Here is a 21,974-nt window from a genome sequence, read left to right on the forward strand (position 1 = left end):
GCCACCGGTCCAGCGCACGCCCCACAGGCGGCCATCGGTACCGAAGGCCAGGTCATTCACCCGTGTGTTCGAGAAATGCGTCCAGGCTTTACCGTTGTTGCCATTGGTTGCATTCGTGGCTTTGGGATTAAAGATTTCTATGCCATTGCCAGACGACACGTAGATGGCATCGCTGTTGGGGTCGATGGCCAGTGCCTGGGTCAAGGCCAGCCCACCTGGGCCGGTTTGACGAGAAATTATTGACCCACTATGGGCGTCAAGCAGCAAAAGCTCATTGCCAGTCATGACCCACAGTTGGCCCAGTTTGTCGACGGCCATGTCAAGCACAGGGGTGTCGAGGGTGAACAATGGCGTCACATTGTGACCACCGTCTTTGCTGTAAGCGAAGACTTGATTGCGCTGGCTGCCGGCGCTGGCGAGGATGCTGCCGTCTGGCAGTTGCACCATGGCCATGGCACCGATGTCGCCCTGGCTGGCGTCATAACCATCAGCAAAGCTGCGCAGTGTCATGGGGGCGATGACGCTTTGCAGGTCGCCCTTTTGTGCGGGTGCTACCAGGCCTGGCAAGGCTTGCGTGGCGGACTGGAAGATGTCGTTGCTGACATAGGTGCGGTCATTGCTGGCGGCAGGCAATTCCGGCGTGCTTTGTACGCTTTGGTTGTTGCCCAGGGTGGCGCTGCCACCGTCGTCTGGCAAGACGGCATTGCTGACGCTGGCGGCTTCGCGGTTGCCGGCATTGTCGGTCGCGGCAGCCAGGAATTCATACTGGTGCCCTGCTTTACCGGTGAAGACGGCCTGGCCTTCGGCGGAGGCAACTTGTTTTTTCCAGATATGGAAGTCACCACCATCTTCGGATACGTAGATGGTGACGGCTTTGACGCCGCTGGCATCGTCAGCAGATTTCCAGATGACGCTGTAGTTTGGTGCGCCGGTCGCGTCTGCCGCCAGGGTGGACACGGTGACGCTGGTTTGTGGTGCTTTGGCATCGAGCAGGTAGCTGACGTGGGCGCTTTCCAGTGGCGGCATGCCATCAAACCAAATTGTGGTGCTTGCGTCAACCTTAGCACCGCTGACCGCATTGGGGCTGGCCTGTACGGTGTAACCGACAAAGCCGCTGATGCTCTTGCCGCCGTCGTTTTGTTGCGGCAACAACAGGCCACGGCTGGCGTCGTTGAGTACTTCGCCGGTGGTCGGGTCGATGGCCTGCAATAACCAGGTGGCGGTGTGGGTTGCTGCATCTACCCCGCCGCTAACGCGCAGGATGAAGCCTTTGTTGGCGGTAAAGTCAAAGTCACCCTGGAAGGTGGCACGGTCTGCCGGTACATGGACGTTGAGGTCACCGATCTTGATGTCGCTTAAACGCAGGGTGCGGGCATCGAGGTTGCTGTCGAGCTGGGTGACCAGGCGTACCTGGCCCAGTGCATGGTCAGTCGGGTTCTGGAAGCTGAAGGTGTAAGGCAGGTCAACATTGGCCGGTATATACGAGACACCCTGGGTATTCGGCAAGACTTGTGGCCCGCGTATGCCTATGCTGGTCTGGTCGGCGGTGGCCTGGGTTGCAGCCTGGCTCAGGTATTGGGCCAGGTTCAGTGCTTGTGGGCCGACTGGCTTGAAGTTTTGGTCGAGCAAGCCGATATGGCGCAGGTATTCCAGCTCTGACTGCGAGCCAGCAAAGACGTTGAAGTTGATGAAGTGGGTGGACTGGGCCGCATTGGCATTGTAGTCTGCCGCATCCGGTGCAACCGGTACGGGTACTTCTACGATGTCACGGTGTGGCGTCTCGCGCACTTCATTGTAGGCAACGGTTGCCTTGGCGGCATTAGGGTCACCGGCACTGCGGGCGGTATCGCCATACCATTGCTGCACTTTGCTAAAGAATTCAACCACGCTGGCTTGCGTGACGTAGCTGTCACCGCCCTTGCCCAGCAAGATGCCGGTGGCCAGGGTGGTGTTGAGGCTGACCACTTGTGGATTGAGGCGGATAGGTGGTGCCTGGTCAACCGGGCGCAACATGCCCCCTGCTTCCAGTGCGGCCAGCCAGCCTTGCGTCCATTGTGAAGCATCGGCAGCCAGAATTTGCAGGTTCAGCGGTGCGGTCTTGTCCGCCAGGATGGCGCTACGCAGTTGTTGGGCATAGTTGCTTTGTTCGGCAATGAATTCATCGCGGGTAATCGGGGTTGCCACGCCAAATATGTTGAAGCGGAAAGGCAGCGCGGTGATTTCATTTTCATTTAAGTGGATGCTGTCTATCCCCTTGAACTTGGCGGCCAGACCTGCTGATATCTTGTCGAGGTCATTGACACCACCATCGAGCAGGCCAGCGGCTTTCCAGTCGGGGCGGATTTGGTACAACTTGTTGCGCAGGCCGGTAAAGTCACGCGCCATCCATTCGGCCAGGCCGGGATAGGTCTGGACGTTGAAGGTAGCGCTGGCCATGCCGTTGGCTGCCACGTCAAAGGCGTAACCAGGGGTCAGGTTGAAACCGTTGGTATTGACCTGGCCATCCAGCGACGCCCAGGGGATGTCTTTGCGGGTGGTGCCGTCGGTTGGTGTGGTGCCATAGCTTTGGTTATTGGCAATGTCAGGAGAAATCTGCCCCGTCGGCTGGCCACCCACGTTCGATGCGAGGGTGACATAGGGTAATTTAAGACCATCGATGATGTTGTCGCTATTGCCCATATTGGTGGCACCAATATCAAAGCGGACGTACGGTGTATCAACGTTGGTCAGGCTTTGCAATGCCACGCTGTAGGTGGCGCTGTCACCCGGATTGATGTTTTGTGAACCGCCGATACCGATGGTGACATCGGGTTCTATCATGCGGTCTACCAGGTAGCGGAAGCTTTCTGTGACGGTTTGGCCGTCAGGGTTGATGACCTGGACGTCGTACAAACCATGCGGCACGTTTTGCAGGTTGAATATCGCACGGATGTGGGTGGCATCAATCACTTGCCAGCGATCTGGCTGGATTTCAAACACGCCGGGGCGTGACAGTTTGACCAGTGCACCGGCCTTGAATTGTGCACCCTGGATATCCATGGTGACCCAGCGATGGCCATCGTCACCGGTACCGCCAGCGTCTGGGGTGATGCCGGTGATGGACAGTGGTACCAGATCAGCGCGCACAGTGACAGGCGTGCCTGCTGCTGATTCGCGACTACGGATCAGGACGTAGTAATCCCCTGCCTTGGTGCTTGGTATGATGGCTTGCTGGTCTGGCGATACGGCGACACCATAGGCGGCATCGTAGTTGTAGCCGCTAGGGATGTCGCCATAGCGGATATACACTTCGTTGGCACCGTTGGCACTGGCTGAATCGAGCAATACCCTTAAGGTTTCCCCTGCGGCCACTTGTACTTTGTAGACCAGGTTTTGCCCGCTGGACAGGGTGGTGTTGACCGGCGTTGCCAAAGGCAAAACTGGTACGGTGACGTTCAAGGTGTTGCCAGATGCCAGCAGGTTATTGGCTTTGCCAGGTGGCAAATGCACGCCATTGGCGTCATAGCTGATCTGGCCTTCATACACCTGGTTGTAGATGTCCGGACGGACAATCACGCGCCATGAACCTTCTTTCAAAGGCGGCAGGCTGGCGATCAGTTTGCCAGTGTAAGACTGTTGCGCCCCCAGATCACCGTCGTGGGCGACTTTGCCGAGCAAGATATCGCCCAGATCCCACTGATTGTCAGATGACAGGTAGATGGAATCGGTCCAGCTGCCATAGGCCGGATTGTCGGATACGTTATTGACGGTGTAGTTGATTTCTACACTTTGGCCCACTTGGGCAGTCGTCGGCAAGGTAACTGAAGCCACGACCAGGTCTGCCGGTGGTGGTGTCACGATCAGCAAAGGCTGATCAGCGGCGGCGATGTTGTTGTCTTTATTGACTTCATACACGGTGGCCTTACCTGCACCCATGCCGGTTTCGGGGTCGGTCACGACGAAGACGTAGTAGCTACCTTCGAGTGTGCCTGGTGCTTTGAAGCTGATTTTGGCGTCGTAAGACGAAGACGCTGTCAGGCCACCACTGTGGCTGACAAAGCCCAGATACTTATCATTCTTGATATCGAGATTGCGGTCTTTGGACAGGTAGATCAGATCGTTCCAGCCATGTTGATCGGCTGGGGTATCGCTACCCTGGTTGACGACATGGTATTTGACGGTAAAGTCCTGGCCAGCCACCACGGATTGTGGAATGTCTATTTTTGTGATGACCAGGTCAGGTGGTGCTACCGCCGTAATTGGCAGGGCCATGCTGGCAATGTTATTGCCTTCTTTATTGAATTCGGCAACTGAGCCGCCCCCTGCCCCGCTCATATCGACCACCAGCAAACCATCACGAATGGAGCTAGGCGCCGGCGTTGAACTGCTGTCGCGTGAGATATCCGTGTCGGCCTTCAGGATCAGATGGAAATCACCACTGATGGAGCTTGGCAAAGTAAATGACACGGTATTGACATAGGACTCGCCCGGTTGCAGATAGCGTGGATTACCAAATGCATCCACCAGGGCGGTGGAACGGATGCGGAAGAATTTTTCGATATCGCTGCCGTTGTCGACCACAGGGTAATCGGTGTCGTCGATGGAGTCATCGCGCGACAGGAACAGGCCGTCGTACCAGGACGATACCCTGGTCGCACGCTGGCCAGCATTCACCACGGTCCAGCTTGCTGTAACGGTCTGACCGGCTTTGGGGTTAGGGTCAGACAGGGTAAAGGAGCTGACTTGCAGGTCAGCCTCTTTGAAAGTCACGTTGAGGCTGCTTTGACCGATATTGTTTTTATTGTTGATGCCTTCAAATACGCTGACGCCATACAAATTGTCACGCGCATTGGCATTGGTGATTGGATCACCGGTCAGTTCTTCATAGGTAGCGCCATTAGAACTTTGCGGGCCCAGTCCGTCGCCGACATAGTAAGTGGCATCGGTGACGACGTACACATAGTATTGCCCGCTGATACCGGCAGGTAAAGCAAAATTGCCTGTGGTGGTATAGCTTGCCCCTGCTGCCAGACCGCCATCGTTTTTATGGACGACAGAACCGATTTGTGTCAGGTGTTTGGGATCGAACTGCGGGACGGTGCCAACATAGATGTTGTCTACCCAGCCTTTGGTGCCACTCCAGACTGCGGCACCTTTGTTGGTGACGGTCCAGGTAACAGGCGTGAGTTCACCAGAATCATTGTCAGGCTGGGTGATGACGGCAGTCACTTGCAAGTCTGATGGTGCATTGGTGATGTTGGCTGCAATTGCCAATGCATTATTGGTTTCATCAAATTCATCAATAGGATGATAGGTATCGGTATCCGTCTGGACCACCACATAACTGCCAGAAACTGAAGGCCCCAGCTTCACTGTGTCGCTGACGGTATATTGCTCACCACTGCCGAGCGCGCGTTCTTGCTTGTATTCACCCAGCAGCCACTTAACCTTGGCTTTACTGAGATCAGCATTATCGCTAAGCCAGACGCTATCGCGCCATGTGCCGTTGACTGATCCTGCCACGCTCTTGACAGAGTAGTTGAAGCTGAAATCAGTGCCTGCGACGATATTGTGGTCGAAATTGACCGAGGCAACCGTCAGATCAGGTTTGGTGACGCCCAGGACGTTAATGACCCTGGCCTTGAAGTTGTCACTTTGCACTGCGGTTGGATCATCTGGATTGACGTTGGAAGCCAATGTGTCTTGCGGGATGACGTTGTAGGTATCGGTCCACACGGTGATATTGTATTGACCAGAGCTGATATTGTCAGGCAAACGCACGGACAGGTTGCCCAGATAATCTTCGCCCACGCCCAATAAGCCGGTATGGCTGACCTGGCCCAGCAAGATGTCGCCTTTGCTGGGTGATGGCTTGCCTTTGCTTCTGGTCAGCCAGACGGTGTCGGTCCAGCCATTGACACCGCTACTGTCACCACGGGTTGCGGCTTCGCCCTTGTTGGTGACTTTATAGCTGATATCAATAGCAGCACCAAATGAGGCTTGATCCGGGGCGACAACATTGCTTGCCACCAGGTCCGCAAACGGGACTGGCTCGATATTGATTTTTTTGACGGCGATGTTATTGGTTTCGTTAGGGAATTCTTCTATACGATTATCCACATCGGCAGCCACCAGGATGTAGGCTTCACCACGATAACGCAGCGGTATGGCGAAACTGGCCAGTTGACTGCTGTAGCTGTCACCTGGCACCAGTGCCAGTGCATTGTCAATTCTGCCCAGCAGAAGCGAGTTGCCATCCAGCTTGCCATTGAGTGACAGGTAAACGGCATCTACCCATTTGCCAGAGGTCGGCACGGAGCCGGTATTGGTGATCGCAAAACTGACGCCAGCGTTGTTGCCTGCTTTGATGTCACCAACCACGGTGATCTGGCCAGCATGCAAATCCGGACGTGGTGTCAGATCAATTTGAATCTGGCTGCCGGACAAGGTCACGTTGTTGGTTCTTGCGGTGCCATATTCATAAATCTGTGCATCGGCATTGCTGTTACCCAGCAAGCTGTTGGTGGTGACGCGGATGCGATAGGCACCTTCGGTACGCAGTGGCAGACGGATTTCTTCTTTCCTGGTATAGCTGATGCCTGCGTCCAGACCCTGGGTATAGGTGTAGCTACCCAGACGGATTGCGGCGCCGTCACCGGTGATGGGTATCAGTTCTACCGTATCTGTCCATTTACCGCCAGCAGGTACAGCGCCTTGATTTTTCACTGTCCACGACAGATTCACCAATGCACCTTCTTGTGCATTTGGTGGCACTTCAATTGAGGTGACCGCCAGATCAGGGGAGCTTGACAATTGCACTGGCACTGTAACCACAGTGGTGTTGTTGTCGGTATGGGTAAACTCGAACGGGCCACCGGTTTTGACGTTGATGTAGTAGTTACCTTCAATCCCATCTGGAATGTTGACCATTAAACTGCGGGTGTAGCTGCCGTCAACCGCCAGTTGTCCCAAATGGCTGGAACTTGCCAGGTCATACCGGGTGCCACTGCCATCCGGGTTGCTGCTTAACCAGATGCTATCTGACCAGTTGCCGGTGTCGGTAATGCCGATACCGCGATTGGCAACCGACCAGGTCACTTGCAGGGCTTGGCCGCTGCTTGCTGGTGACGAGGTGGTGACGGACTCTACGCGCAGGTCGGCATAGGGTTTGGGCATGACATCGAGCGCAGTGGCAGATTTGAGGGTGTTATTGCTTTCGGCGTCGTTTTCCCAGACCTTGCCGTCTTTATCGACCTTGACGAAGACATGGCCATGGCGGCTGAGGCCGTCCTGGCTCAGGTAGGTCACGGTTCCGGTATAGGTGTCACCGACTTGCAGGCCACCTGTGTGTTCGACTGTGCCAAGGATGATGTCGTCGCTGTTGCCCACGATGTCGTCACTGGAATAGATCACGACGTCGGTCCAGGATGCGGTTCGGCCCACGCCTGTACCCTGGTTGATGACGCTGTAGTTGACGGTAACACTTCCCAATTCACCAATCACCAGGCTTGGATTAGTCACCGATTGAACGGCCAGGTCCGCATAGCTGTCTTGTGCGACATTGATGCTGATGTCGGTCTGGTTATTGTCACGGGCACCGTCTTCATTGACCGTATTGTCAGGATTGGTGACGATGATCAGGCGGTATTGTCCCTGGCTGTCGACAGGCAGCTTGACATCCAGGCTGCCAGTCGCGCTGGCACCGGACGCAATGAGGCCATGATTCAGTTCACCAAGTTTAATGTCATCGGCACTCAGATTGCCGTCGCGTGACAGGTAAATCACGTCACGGACATTGCTGGCACTGGCTGTACCGTTGTTGCGGGTGGTCCAATTCAGGGAAATGCTTTCGCCGCCTTTTAGCAGGCCACTGGCGCTGAGTGTGTCGACTGCCAGATCAGGGCTGACGACGGTGATCTGTGTGCTACCGACATTGTCTGCTTCATTGAGTTCTGAAATGTAGTTGGGTGCATCGGCAATGATATCCAGACGCCATTGACCGACTGGCACATTGGTCAGGCTGAAACTCAGTTGGCTGGTGAAGGATTCACCGGCCAGCAGCTTTCTGACGGTACCTGGTGAATTGGTTATGGTGATAACCTGGGTCGTATCAGCGATATTGACCAGGCGCAGTTGTTCTTGCGTCCAGCTATCTGCCGTTTCATTGCCACTGTTTTTAATGGTGTAGTTGACTTGTACGGTCTCACCTACTTTCCAGACCTGATCGCCACTGACCGTAGTAACTGTCAGGTTCGGTTTTGGTTGTGGTGAAATGACGGTAGCTGTCAGCGCAGCGGCAATATTGTTGTCGGTATTGCCGGGTTCATAGGCGTTCGCAAAGGCATCGGTTTTGACGACGAAATAATATTGTCCTGTGAGGGATTCAGGCAATGTGACATCCAGCGCGCCGGTATAACTACCGCCCACACTGACGGCACCCACATGGGTCAGGGAACCCAGCAGCACAGCATCGCTATTGAGGGTTGGTGTGGTGGACAGATAGACCTGATCCACCCAGCGGGTCACGTCGGTTGCCAGGTTGCCTTTGTTCTGGACGCTCCATTCGATTCTGCTTGGGCGACCGGCATACGCTGCGACCGGTGCCGTCGTGACGACTGGTACCAGGTCGGTATAGGTGGAAGCAATCGCCACTGGCGCGGACAGGCGCAGATTGTCTGCGCGTGTATCGGGTTCTACTACAGCACGATTGACATCCGTGATAACGGCAAACCGGTAGTTACCGGTCAGGCGTGCTGGTATGTGGACGGTGGCAGACTGGGTATAGCTGTGATTGACATCCAGCGACGCCGTATATTTGACGTTCGCGAGAACAATATCGTCACTATTGCCAGCGATACCATCACTGGTAAGAATTAAGCGGTCGGTCCATGTGCCGGAAGCGGGGGCAGAACCGGAATTGCTGACTACCCAGGAGATAACAACATCGTCACCGGAACTGATAGTGGCCGGTATCGTCAGGCTGCTGACGTTTAAGTTGGCATAGTTATGGGTGGACGAGGCGAACTGGCCGCTGGCGGTGTTGTTGGTTTCGGCATTGCCAAGCAGATTGGTTTCAAAGATGCTGCCAGCACCTGAGGTATTGCTGTCGGCGACGATGCTGACATCAAATTGACCACTGCCGGTCAAGCCTTTTGGTAATGCCAGTTTGATGGAACGGACGCGGGAAGCACCAGAAGCAAGGGTTTGGCCTGCATCTTCGGGGAAACCAATCGCGGTATCGAGAATGACACTGCCAAGGGAGCCATCCAGATTGCGCTGGCGCACCACTACCCGGTCCTGATAACCTGCCGGTGCGGCCACTGCGCCGTGGTTGACATCTTCCCAGACGACGGTGACAAGATCGCCGTCTTTGATGCCGGTTTCCAGGACACCGACATTGCGCACCTGTAAATCCGGGCCGACAGCAAAGGTCTGTTCAGCGACATTATCGCTTTCCAGTGCGCCAGATGCATCGTACTCTGGCACTTGTGAATTGGCATCGACGATGACGCGCAAACGGAAACTGCCAATGGCACTGATGCCGCTTGGCCAGACGATATGGGCGCTGCGTGACACATTTGTGCCACTTGCAAGATTCTGACCAGCAAAGCTTTGGGTCAGGTCAGCGACGGTGACACCAGTGGTCAGGTTGACCAGTTCAACGCGTTCCGTCCAGGCACCCCAGGCACCAGCGGCTGCGGCATTGCCGGTGTTGGCGGTGGTCCACTGGATATTGACCTGGTCTCCTGCCTGCCAATTCGATGCAGGCGACATGTTGATATCGCTGACCTGTAAATTCGGGTACGGTGCCAGGCTGCTGCTAAAGCTGGTGGTTGCCAGGTTGTTTTGCGCGACATTGCCAGTTTCATCCTGCACATTGTCGGAATTGGTCTCGATGGTGACTTCAAGATCACCGGCACCAATAGGACCCACCGGCAGACGCAGCGTCACTGTCCTGCTGACAGAGGCACCTGCTGCTATAGGGCCATTGTTTTTCGATTCAAGATAAGGCAGGCTGGCTTGCAGGACAATATCGCCAGTACGTTTATTGCGTACCACAACGCGTTCGTTAAAGTCACCAATGGTCGGTTTGTTTCCTTTGTTGACTGTCTGCCAGTTGATACGGATTTCAGCGCCTGATTGCAGGGCTGTGTCTGTCGCAACAGGAACAACATTGACATTCTGGACCGCCAGGTCAATGCCGGTGGTGGCGGTATTGTCCAGATCAATGATGCGCGGATTGGTTTTTGGGTTAACGAACACGGCCAGTGTGTAAGGGACCGGCGCATCAGTACGTGCGCGGTCTTCTACATCGATGGTGTATTTGCCTGCCACAGTGGCAACCAGTGCCATGTCACCGAGGTCACCATAAGCGACCTGGCGGCCATAGGGATCGACCACGCGGACGTTGGCTGTATAGTTGAAATGCCAGCCGCCTTTTTCTGGTTCGTAGACATAGCTGTGTTGTGCCAGGTCACGGAAATCAAGATAAATACTGTCACCCGCCTGGGCATTAATGCTGTAGCTGGTGGTCTCGCCTGATGGCAATAAGCGCCCTTCCACAATTTGCGCATTGACCAGTGGTATTGCTGCAGCGGTATCGAGCAGACGGAAGCCAAAATCGGTCGTCGCACTACCATATCCATACACCGTGAGGGTGTAGGTACCTGGTTTCAAATTGAATTCGCGTGCACCGGTGTCATAGCCATCGGTATCCGGCAAGCCTTGGTTCGCCAGATTACCGTCGCTATAGGGGCCATCCAGACGCCAGGCGACTGAACTGCTGGTGACCATGTTCAAACGGTCAAACTGGACCAACTTTGCCTGATCCAGGGTGAACGAGAATGTGCGACTATGCTGCCCCGCAGGCAGCGTGCCGGTGACGGTTTGGCCCAGGCTGATGTTGCGGACAGCACTGTTGGAAACCTGGGTCAACTGCAAGGAGATGCTACTGTTCGCGCTGTTGCTGACGCTACCTGGATTATCCAGCAACAAATAAACCGGGGCAGTATCTGTCACTTCATATGCAGGGACATCCTGGTTGACATTACCATGTTGCAGCAACTGACCAAACTGATTGAGCAGGCGCCAGCTTCTGGTGGTGTAGTTGCCTGTTCCGCCCAACACATTAAGGTTCAGTTTATTACCTGCTACTGCATCTATTTTGTAGGCGAGCGTTGCAAAACTACCCAGCGCGGCGGTGACTGACTGCTCCAGTTGCAAGGCCGGAACCTGGCTGTCATTTAAATTACGCAGCGTGAAATCATAGGTGCTTGGGACATATCTTTGCGTAATGCTTAAGGTATAGCGTCCGGCCTGGAGGAATTGTGCCTCGCCATAGCTATTGGGTTTGAAGCTGATGCCATTGGCGTCGGTAATCTGGGCGCTTTGATAATTGGCATTGTCACCAGGCGTGACATTGCGGTCCAGATACCACAGGCCAGATTCGCTGATTTCAAACGGGAAGCTTTGTGTTTCGTCCCCATTGATCGTGCCCGATGCGCTGAAGACGGAAGTGATGGCTTCAGGCACATCGGCTTCGCCGATGGTCGCGGTCAGGGAATAGCCGTTGGATGGCACATTCGCCAAGCTGTCACGGTGAACCGTGAGTAAAAACACGCCGCCATCGGTGGCGCTGATGTCCGCATCACCATTGGCAGGATCCCAGTCTATTAAAGTCGGACCTGATGTACCTTGGATTTCGACATGACCACTGCCAGCCCATTGCTGGGCAGACAGGTGGATGTGGTCCCCATTGCGCGCTTTGATTGACCAGACAGACTGGGTGTCGTCACCGCTAGGCATGCTTAATGTCTGGGCAACGCCACCTTGTCTTTCCAGGTTTTGTGTTGCTGGTATCGAGGCCAGGGTGAACCGGGTCGTGCCCTCTGCTGTATCTACATTATTTCTTACACGTACAAAATAGTCACCGGCATCCAGGAAAGCATCTGTCTTAATACCACGGCCCGCGACCACGTTGCCATTGGGTGTCACGATTTGCAAATCCGTGAACTGGGAGTTGAGGCTGATATCGCGCAACTGCACCCAGCCTGCTGCATCCATGCGGAAGTGATAGCTGTACTGATCCTGGCGGGTTGCCATGGCGACGGATGTTGGCTGGTTCCAGACCAGTTCAGCCGTCGCTGCTGCAGGTTGCCTGAGGTTCAGTTCTATGTGTTGTGGCGTGTTGGTGTCAGTGGACTGCTTGGCGAGGAGGTAAACACCGCCTGTATCTGGTGTGGTAAAGCTGATGGAACTATCATTGCTCCAGGCACTGTAGATGGTACGGCCATACTGGTCCACGATGACGTAATGAAGCGCATCCTGATTACCAACCGGACTTGTGAAGTCCAGATTGTATACACGACCAGGCTGGGTATCGAGCTTGAATAATCCCAGGCTGCGCCCTGCCCCAAGGTCGGCACTCAAGTTGCCCGGTGTGGTCTGGGCGATGGCGGCATCGGTCAAGGACAGCAGTTTAAAGCCGAAATCGCCTGTATTGGCGCCCGCAGCACTCACATCGATGCTGTAACTGCCAGCGCTGAGTGTTTTCAGTACATAGCCTGACTTGTCCGACAGCGGTAGATTCAGCAGATTGCCTTGTGGACCTGTCAGGGAAAGATAAGCTGCACCACCCATCGCATCCATTACAACGGTGGTGTCATGATCCAGCGTGAAGTGGTAATGATTGGTGTTGCCGGGCTTGGCGATGGCGGCATTGATCTGGTCGCCGACGTGGATGTCGGTAACTGGCTCGGCAATAACGCCAATATACACAGAGCTGTTGCGCTCAAGATCGTCAACAACAGTATTAGCAGAACTGCCTAGTACGAAAACATAGTCGCCATCCGCTGGCAAAGTCACCCGTTGTGACTGGTCACCATTTTGATATTGGGTTGCATTTGCAATAGAGCGTCCATTGCTGTCATATAAATTCCAGCTCTGGCCATATCTTGATCCGCTCAATAGACGGGCATCGATCAGTAATTGTTGGCCTGCATTGCCATGCACGCGCCAGATACTTTGCTGGCTGCTTTGGTCCACCGTAACAGGCGTGGTAACACCCAGGCTCAACGCCGGTAAATCGCTGACCAGGGTCGATGCTAAATGGAATGCGCCCGGTGCATCCTGGCGTGGTGTGAATGTAAAATGGTAACTTCCGGCATCCAGGTGATAAAGACCTCTTTGAGCAAAAGAAGTGCTGCTGTTGGCAGCAAGGATTGTGGATGCGATGTCTGTTCTGTCCAATCGGACCGTATAGGCACCGCCCGACACATCGAGCCAGACTGAGGTTGGTTCAGTCAGTGTAAAGTTATAGCTTTGTGCGTCAGCAGGGACATTCAGCGAAGCATTGACTGTGCTGCCCAGCACGTAGTTTTCTTGTTGATTCTTGCCTTCGGTCAGACTGAAGCTGGTATTGCTATTCAATCCTGCGCTTGCGGTGCGGGCAAACATTTCTACCGTATAGGTATCATTGGTTGCGGCATTGAATGCGATGCCAGTTTCCGGGGTATCTCCGTAATGTCTCAGTGTTCCGGCTGCGACCGATTGTCCTCTCGAGTTCAGAACAGAATATTGAATTTCTGCGCCATAGGGCAATGCTGTCGTTGCATCTATCCAATAGGTTTTACCGGCCTCACCGACTATATTGAGTAATTGATCCGGATTTCCATTCGACCAGTTAACAGTTGTCGCTACGCCAGTGACAAGCGGAGTTTGGGTGTTGATCAGTTGGTTGGAAAACGAGAAAGCAGCAGGCCAGTTATTGCCCCAAGGACCGGTGACTTGCAAAGTATATTGACCAGGTGCCATGACAAAGACACTGTGTCCATCATTGCCGCCGTTGCTATTGAAATTGTTGATTCTGTTTCCAAGCGCATCATACAAATTGAAGGATAAAGAATTGCCCGGCACAGTCAAACTTAATTGAGAAACTGCGTCTGCGGTCACTGCATAGCTCAGTGTCTGGGAACTGCTGGTAAGCTGACCTTGAACAAGCTGGCCAATTGGCAATGCTTGCGGTTCAGTTGAGCGCTGATTGATGGCGAGTCTGATGGATGTGCCACCAATCGCATCAAAGGTATTGCGCGATACGATCAAGGTATAGTGACCACCGTGCAAGCTGGTAAATGTCTGCGCCTGGTTTTGGGAAGGATCGCCCTGCAAGACTACCTTGCCGGCGGCATCATACACACGGAAAAAATTGCCAATCGATGCATTGGCCAAACCATTCAGTACTACTTCGCTGTTAGCGTTAACGTCCAGACCAAACAGGGCATAGTGTTGATCTGCTACCAAGTCAACACTCGCTGGCGTACCAAAACTAATTGGCTGAACTTGCGCTGCAGTGGCCAGCGTAAATGTGGCAGTGCCGCTACCATTGCTTAAAATGAAATGGTAATGACCGGCTGGCAACCATTGCAGCGGTGCTTTCCAGCTACCGGTTCGGTATCCATACACATTTTCGTAACTGGAAACTGGCTCACCGATATGACCATTGGCTTCAACCCCACGTGGCCCTGTCAGTGTCCAGTCCTGGTAGTTCCCTTCTTGCCATTCAAGTGCAACCCAGCCATCGGCGGCGACATCGAAGTCGTAGCTTTGACTTGGCAGTTGCCAGGTTTCTGGCGTGTTGACTTGAATAGGGGCAGCAGCACTGGAATGAGATGCGGGCTGACTGGACACCAGTAATTTAGCATCTTCACCGCTATTGGCCACGCGATGTACCATCACATACAAGTCACCATCTGCCAGCATGGTTTTTGAAACGCTGTTTGGCAAAGTGCCACTGGACAAAAATCTTGCCAAACCGGAGCTGTCAAATGTATCAAGGGCATTGATTTCAAAATCAGTGCTGACTGCAAATTGAAGACCGTCTATGGACAGACCGGCAGACGCTGCCCTAGCTTGCGTTTCAGTGACACGATACCAGGCAGTTTCGCCCACTTGCATCTGTTGCAGCGAGGCGCTGTTGCCATTTGTAATCGGCGTCGCCGCGACCAGCGGCATTAAACGCACAGAGGCAGATGACGCGGGGTCAGTACCATTCGTCAATACCAGGGTGTAATGACCTTGTTCGAGATAAATCACCTGGTCATTGCCACCAATGATGGCAGACAAATCATCCAGATAAATTTTGTTACCGCTAGTGCCAGACAGTTGAGCATGCGTGCCCCAGTTGGCAGTCAGCGCTGCAAACGCCCAGGGGCCGCTGTGTGTCACATCGAAACTGATTTCGGCAGTTTGATTGGCGGCATTGAATGTCGTTGCTATCGTGGTCGGTGCCGCTGTCGCCAGTACTACCGATGAAGGTGGAATAGGCGCTAACCCGGACGCCGGGCCAGTATGGGTGATGATATTGACGTCGCTTGCGTCATTAACTTCATTGTTGATACGTAAAATATAGCGGCCTGTTTTTTGGATTGCTACATTCCCGGCTACGGCATTGCCGACAAGTTGTTTGCCATCGGGGTCATACAAGCTGAATCGCGTCTGATTATTTAGTGCGTCTAAGCTGAGGCTCCAGTCATCGCCTGCCGTTAAGTCCTGATAAAACAGATTGCTTGGTTCATTCGCATTCAGATGCACCGGTGTTGCTACATTGTTGGGTAATAATGTAGCGTCGCGTGAACTCAGTACACGTGTCTGACTAATTAAATTGCGGAATTGGCGTAAATCAAATTCATATTCGCCCGCTGCCACTTTATACGCATCCGTGGAATAGGAAGTAAAAATGCTGCCATCTGTACCAAGACCAAACAGCCCTAATTGGAATTCGTCGTAGATACGACGATCAGGAATTTTTGTATCAACAAAAACCATGCCATCTTCTGGCACCGTCAGGTTATAACGTAAGGCGTAATCGATATAAGCTGGATCAGGAGCAAACCAGTCACCTAGATTGATGCGGCCATTGTTCTGGGCTGACGCTTCGTTAGGCGTGACCTGGGCTGACACGGTCAACGCCGACTGCACACCTGTGCCAGCACGATTAGTCAAGACGACATAGGCCGGACCAGAGAGGTAGTTTTGTGTGACATCAACGATTTGGTCACCGCTTATGTCGTCGATATGGGTATTCACACTCAATGACTGTCCTGCGCGATTGTAGGCACGGACATCGTAATGATGGCTGCCATCTTCGGCATGAATATGCAAAGTCAGCGTATCTTCAGGCGTCACATCAAGCTTGAGTGCAAGGGCCTGATTGTCAGCCAGGGTACCCAGGCTGGTACCGACATCGGCTGTGACAGGCACCGTTTGCAGCGCGCTGAATTCGAGACCGAAATCGACAACGCCACCAATTCCATTTTGACCTGGCATTCCGCCATTGTTTTGCACCAGTATCTGGTGCTGGCCTGCTGTCAGGTAGACTGAAACCGACGACCCATCGAATGTTGTGAACATTTTTCCGGAATTCAAATTTCCCCGGTTGGCTGGGTCGAGTGACCACGCGCCAGAATGATTATCGGCAGTGACATCTGCAGATTTGACATTCCACCAACCCGTTTGCGAAACGGTAAAATTGACGGTGCGATATTGTCCGCCAGCGATGCCTGGGATCTGCACATCAACGGGTGCTGCGGCGTTGATGGTGCCAGCATCAGCGACGCTAATATGGCTGGACGATTCAATTTTAAAATTGATTGCCGCAGCATCAGCGCTGAGTGCCGGATTTTTGTAAACCGCGATATAGCTAGTCTGCCCTGGGTTGACGGCCCAGCTTTGTCTCTTGAGATTATTTAAACTGCCACTGTCAAGAGCATTACCAAAACTGTCAAACACGGTGTATAGCTGATCATTGGTAATGTCAGAATTGAATTCATAGTCTTTTCCGATCTCTGCATCAAAACGGAACAATGCCAGGTTTTGACCTGAAGAGAAGCTGCTGGCGTTGACCTGACCAGGGACGATGGCTTGTGCGCTGTCGCTGGTACGTACCGCAAAAGAAAAATCGCTGGCAGTGTTTGCAAAGCTGATCTCATAGTGACCGGCTGGTGCCCAACCCAATACCAGTGGCCCGTTACTGCCGTCGGCATTCACTGCCGGCAAATCTGCCTGAAATTGCCGCACTGCGCCTGTCACCACAAGCGAATTCGAGGTGGACCCAGGGTATTCTAAAAACAATAGTCCATCATGGGCAAGATCGAAACTATAGCTTGCTTGCGCCTGAGCACTTGCACCTGTCGTAACCAATTGCCCGACATCGATAGGTGTGCCTGCAGGTGGCGGTGTGATCACTGCCGCTGTGCGGACTGTCGTTATACTTGGGTTTCCACTGCCTGTTGCTGCAGCAACGCGGATAACACGCACAAACACATCGCCTTGCGCCTGGGTCTGATTGAATTCGCCCGTTGCTGTGGTGTTACCGCTGGACGCAATGCGGCCATAGCGATCAAAAGCCTGGACACTGAACTCGCCATTTTGGGCGTTGAGGGTGTAACTAAAATGGTCTTGTGGCGTCGATGCAAGGCGATACAACGCAGATTCCCCGACAGCCAATGTCGGCAGGTCAATTGCGACCTGGTTGGCCAGCGCCTGTGCAGTCTGTACCGAGCTGGCATTGACCACATAATCACCGATTGCATTACCAGCTTGCACGACGAGTTCATAGTCGCCCGCGATCAGGTAGGCAGGAACAACATCCGCGCTTTGGGCTGCATTCAGGGAATGCCAGTCAATGACGGCTCCATTTGGCCCGCTTAATTGCCATTGTCCATTGTTCAAACCAGCAACTGCCTGGAACAACCAGGTGCCGGACTGTGCCAGGTGGAAGCTGTTTTTTACGACCTGGCCGGGGGCAATAATAGTCCCGCTCAAAGCGCTTGTCGCTGCGTCGCTGAGCGTTCCATTGTCGTGCGCAACATTGCTCCATGTTTGCACGGCCAGATTTCCAGAGAAGCCTGCATTGTTTCTTAATGCACCGCCTAGCCACAGGTAATAATCACCGGCCTGAGGCAAGGTAATGGTGGCATAGTCACCATTACCTAATTCGCCTGTTTTTACGATATGACCTGCGCGGTCGGTTACCTGGTAATGGGCAACGGCGTTTGACTGGTCGAACTGGGCGTGGAAGCCCAGATTCGAATTCGCATCGGCATGCAGTTTATAGACATTGTCAGCATGTCCGGACGACGAGCCTACCGCAATAAGCTGTCCGCTAGTCACATTCTGAGGCGCTGATTCTGCAATGGATAAAAGTTTAAAATCAAGGGAAGCGGTCGAACGCCCTGAGTTGGAAAATTCGATGCGATAACGGCCTGGCGATACCGCTACGGGTGACAAATCGTTTTCATCGCGGCCCGCTGACCAGCCTGAGACAGCCTGCCCTTTGGCATCCAGTAAACGCCAGCTTGCGTCACTCACGTTGGACAATTGATCCCATTTGAGCCAGCCGCTTTGTGTTACATCAAAATCAACATTGGCAGCGGCACCAGGTGTCGGCAAATCCACATGATAAGTTTGTCCTAATACCCCAGCGATAACAGGCGGTGTTTGCTTATACAGCAGGAATGAAAACGGTATTGTGCCACTTTGCGACGTCGCTTCGATGCTGACCCAATACTTACCTGTCTGGCTGACAACGATGGTGTCGCTATCGCCCCAATACCCACCATTTCTCACTACACTGGCATCGGCACCAAAGATGCGCCAGTTCCAATCAGATCCGCCGTTATGCGCGAAATACAGCCTGTCCCCTGCCTGCACATCAATGGCATACAGCGCTGCCTGGCTAGATGGGTTTATTTCGCCGCTGACTGCGGTATTGGCCTGTACTGGAATGGCAGCTTCTTCACCCAGCAAGCGGAAATGGTAATTTCCAGTCTTGCCGTCCTTCGCATTGACTGTCAGGTGATACGTGCCTGCATTCAGATCAAGAAAGCTATCATTGCGTTCTTCAAGACCTTTGCTTGGAAACAGGCTTCTGACGCCATCATCGAGTTGCCACTGGATTTGATCGCCCTGCACGCCGTCAAAAAAGAAACGGGAGCGCTCTTTGACCACAAACTGATAGCTGTCCTGTTCGCCAGGCTGGACAATGCTGCCTTCTATATCGTGCACGCCAGGCAAGATGACATCGGCATAGCCCGTCACTGGCTGCTGGGAAACCAGCTCGCCCTTGCCGTCATAGGTATACAGGGTGCGCACATCTCCTGCATTTTTAAGACCATCTATCACTTGTGAAAGCGTGCCTTCTGCTCGCAGTTCAACACTGACTTTTTGGGCGTAAACACGCTTTTCAGTCATTTGTTTGGCACTGTCATACAGCGATTGTGTCAGTACACCACTGGCATCGAGTGTCGCCAGCAGCAGACCATCGCGGTCATAGAAATGGCGTGTACGACCGTCTTTGGTCGCATCTGCCACCAGGCCAAGATCTGCTGCAACGGGGCTGCCACCCAAATTGCTGGTATTGATGTGCGTGAAGTAAGAAATGACTTCTGTCAGTTGGGAAGTACCGTCATAACGGTTTTCGGTTACTGCACCATTGCTGGCAATTTGATAGACCAGGCGGCTGGCACCATCAAACACTTGCCATGTTGATGTGTCAGTTGCTGTCGACGCTGGTCGCAGGTCTGCAAGTTTGAGGTTCTTAGGCTCGCCATTTGGCCCTGTCAGAGTAGTCACATCCAATGCAGTGGCGTACAGGTGGGTCCTGGTCAGGTCGCCCGCTTTGTTATAGCTGAATTCAGTCAGCGTGCCAGCGCTGTCGATGGTGGCAATGTTATGCCCGGCATCATCATAGAATTTCCAGACTTTTATGCCGCTTTGGTCCTGGTAGGACGTGACCTGTCCTGCTGCATCATAGTTATAGCTGGCAACGGTAGCTGCACCATCAGTTGCCGACGTGACGAGGTGTCCGAGGTTGTCATAAATATTGACGGTTTTTACGCCTGCTGCATCCGTGAACGTGACGCGTTTTGCCAAATCATCGTATTGATTGACCGCCGCGGCCTGGCTGCCTTCTGTGACGCTAAGGATACGGCCCAAACCATCATAGGTATAAATGGTTTGTAGTGCCGTCTCTACATCCAGCTTGGAAAGAAGATGACCCGCCTGGTCATAGACGTAGCGGGTTTCTGCCTGGCCATCTGCCGCACCATCAAAAGCGGGATTGACCAGAACTTTGGCAAAACGAATGACGCTGCTTAATTGACCATGGGCGTCATAGCGCATGTCTGTGCGCACAATGTCGGCCCGGGACTGCGCTTGTCCATCTTTGCTATTGACCAGGTTTTGCACCATCGTGTTGATGGCATCTGCAGTTTCATTGCCGTTGAGGTTGATGGCATCCAGCGATTGGCCGGTATACGCCAATGCGGTAATCCGCTGGCCCTGGGCGTTGTAACGGTATTCGGTGATACGGCCTTCGGCGCTGACTATAAACCGGAGCAGTTCGCCACGGCCAGATGGAGCAGGTGCGTAGTAGTAACGTGTAGTGCTGCCATCAGCAGGCAATGCCGGACCTGATCCATCGGTATCAGTGGTCAGGTAGATTGTTTCGCTGCGCAGTTGTCCCAAGCTGTCATAGGCGCGGGTGACGGTATTGCCATTGGCATCACGGGTAGATGTTTGATTGCCTTGCGCGTCATAGGTCATTTCATTTACATGACCGTTTTCACCGGCAACACTGAGCAAGTTGCCGTTAGCGTCATAGTGCAGGTCGGTATGGGACACGGACAGATCAGACAATGGCTGGTCAATGGCGGTCAATTTGCCATCTGGCCCGTAAGTCAATACAGTACTGTGATGCAAAGGATCGTCAACGGTCGTTATACCGTTTCCCAAGTCGTAGGCAAAACGGGTGATGCCGTACTGGGCATCTTCAATTTGCGTGACGCGATAATCACCTGCGATTTGTTCATAGGTGAAACTCAGTTGCGACCCATCGTCTTGTGTAATGCTGGCAAGGCGCTTGCTGTCACCATCATAGGTATAGCGGGTGCTGTACACACTGTCAGTACCACCCTGCTCACCTGCTGCTATCGTCAACGTAACCGCGGATAAGCGGTTCTGCGTATCGTAGACGTAGTGGACGGTGCTTTGGTCATGCCATTGCCCAGCCTGATCCTGATAATGGGTGACGACTGCACTGAGGTTGTTGCCATCATATTGATAGCTGGTTGCTACGCCATTGTCTACGCTTGCCCTGGAGAGCAAGCCGTTGGCATTGTATTCATAGCTGACGCGATAGCCGAGCTGGTCTATGGTGGCCAACAGGCGTCCACTAGCGCTATCGTAGGACTCGGACAAACCACCATCACCCTGGCTCCAGACCAGTTGAGCACCGTCAATGCTCAGGGTGCTTTTAACTTCACCGTCTTTGTGCCCTGTGTATTTTTGCTGGCTGTCATCCCAATGGTAGGTGACTTGCGAGCCATCGGCATCGGTCTTGACTATGCTGCTGCCAGTCGCACCAATTTCGCCGATGACATCCAGGTGTTTTGCATAAAACCCTGTCAGCCAGTTATCGCCATTGTCGTCAGTAAATTGACCATTGCTATTGTAGGTGCGTAAAACGCCCAGATCGAGGCCATGGTCGAATAATTGCAGGTCTTGATTCTGAACAACCAGATTGCCACTTTTACCATTGACATAAACACGTTGCCCATTTCGTCCAATCTGGGACTGACTCAACTGATTCTTTTGTCCCAGCAAATTCAATGCATTCAAATTCGCGCCCAAACCTTGACCATTTACTATTCCGACCATTTTGCTTACCCTTTGCTGTTCGTAAATATCGCCCCGCCATCATTGCCAAGTGGAAATTTAAATTGGCAAATACATAACGGATCAATCGCACTATTTCTAATCTGCGCAAGGTATCCACGGAATTTAGAAAATGTTTAGCGATTTCTTCAAAATATTTTTAAATAGCTTTATTTATTTGAGGAATGAATAGCAAAACAATAATTTCAGAGGGAATTTGACTGGCTTGATGGTTCTATGGAAACTATTTCAGCCATATTGAATACAAAGAGATGCGCATTTCG

The 21,974-nt window shown here is 53.2% G+C and carries 1 protein-coding gene (cut by a window edge); it reads right to left on the reverse strand.

Going from position 1 to position 21,974, the window contains the following annotated elements; genetic code table 11:
* Positions 1 to 21,693: the 5' portion of a tandem-95 repeat protein gene (locus ACO0K9_RS03785; RefSeq protein WP_422981906.1), read on the reverse strand. It extends 18,000 nt beyond the left edge of the window; only the first 21,693 of its 39,693 coding nucleotides appear in the window; the start codon lies at positions 21,691 to 21,693; its stop codon lies off the left edge, out of view.
* Positions 21,694 to 21,974 lie beyond the last annotated feature (281 nt).

The organism is Undibacterium sp. Ji50W (assembly GCF_049340445.1).
Classification (GTDB): Bacteria; Pseudomonadota; Gammaproteobacteria; order Burkholderiales; family Burkholderiaceae_D; genus Undibacterium.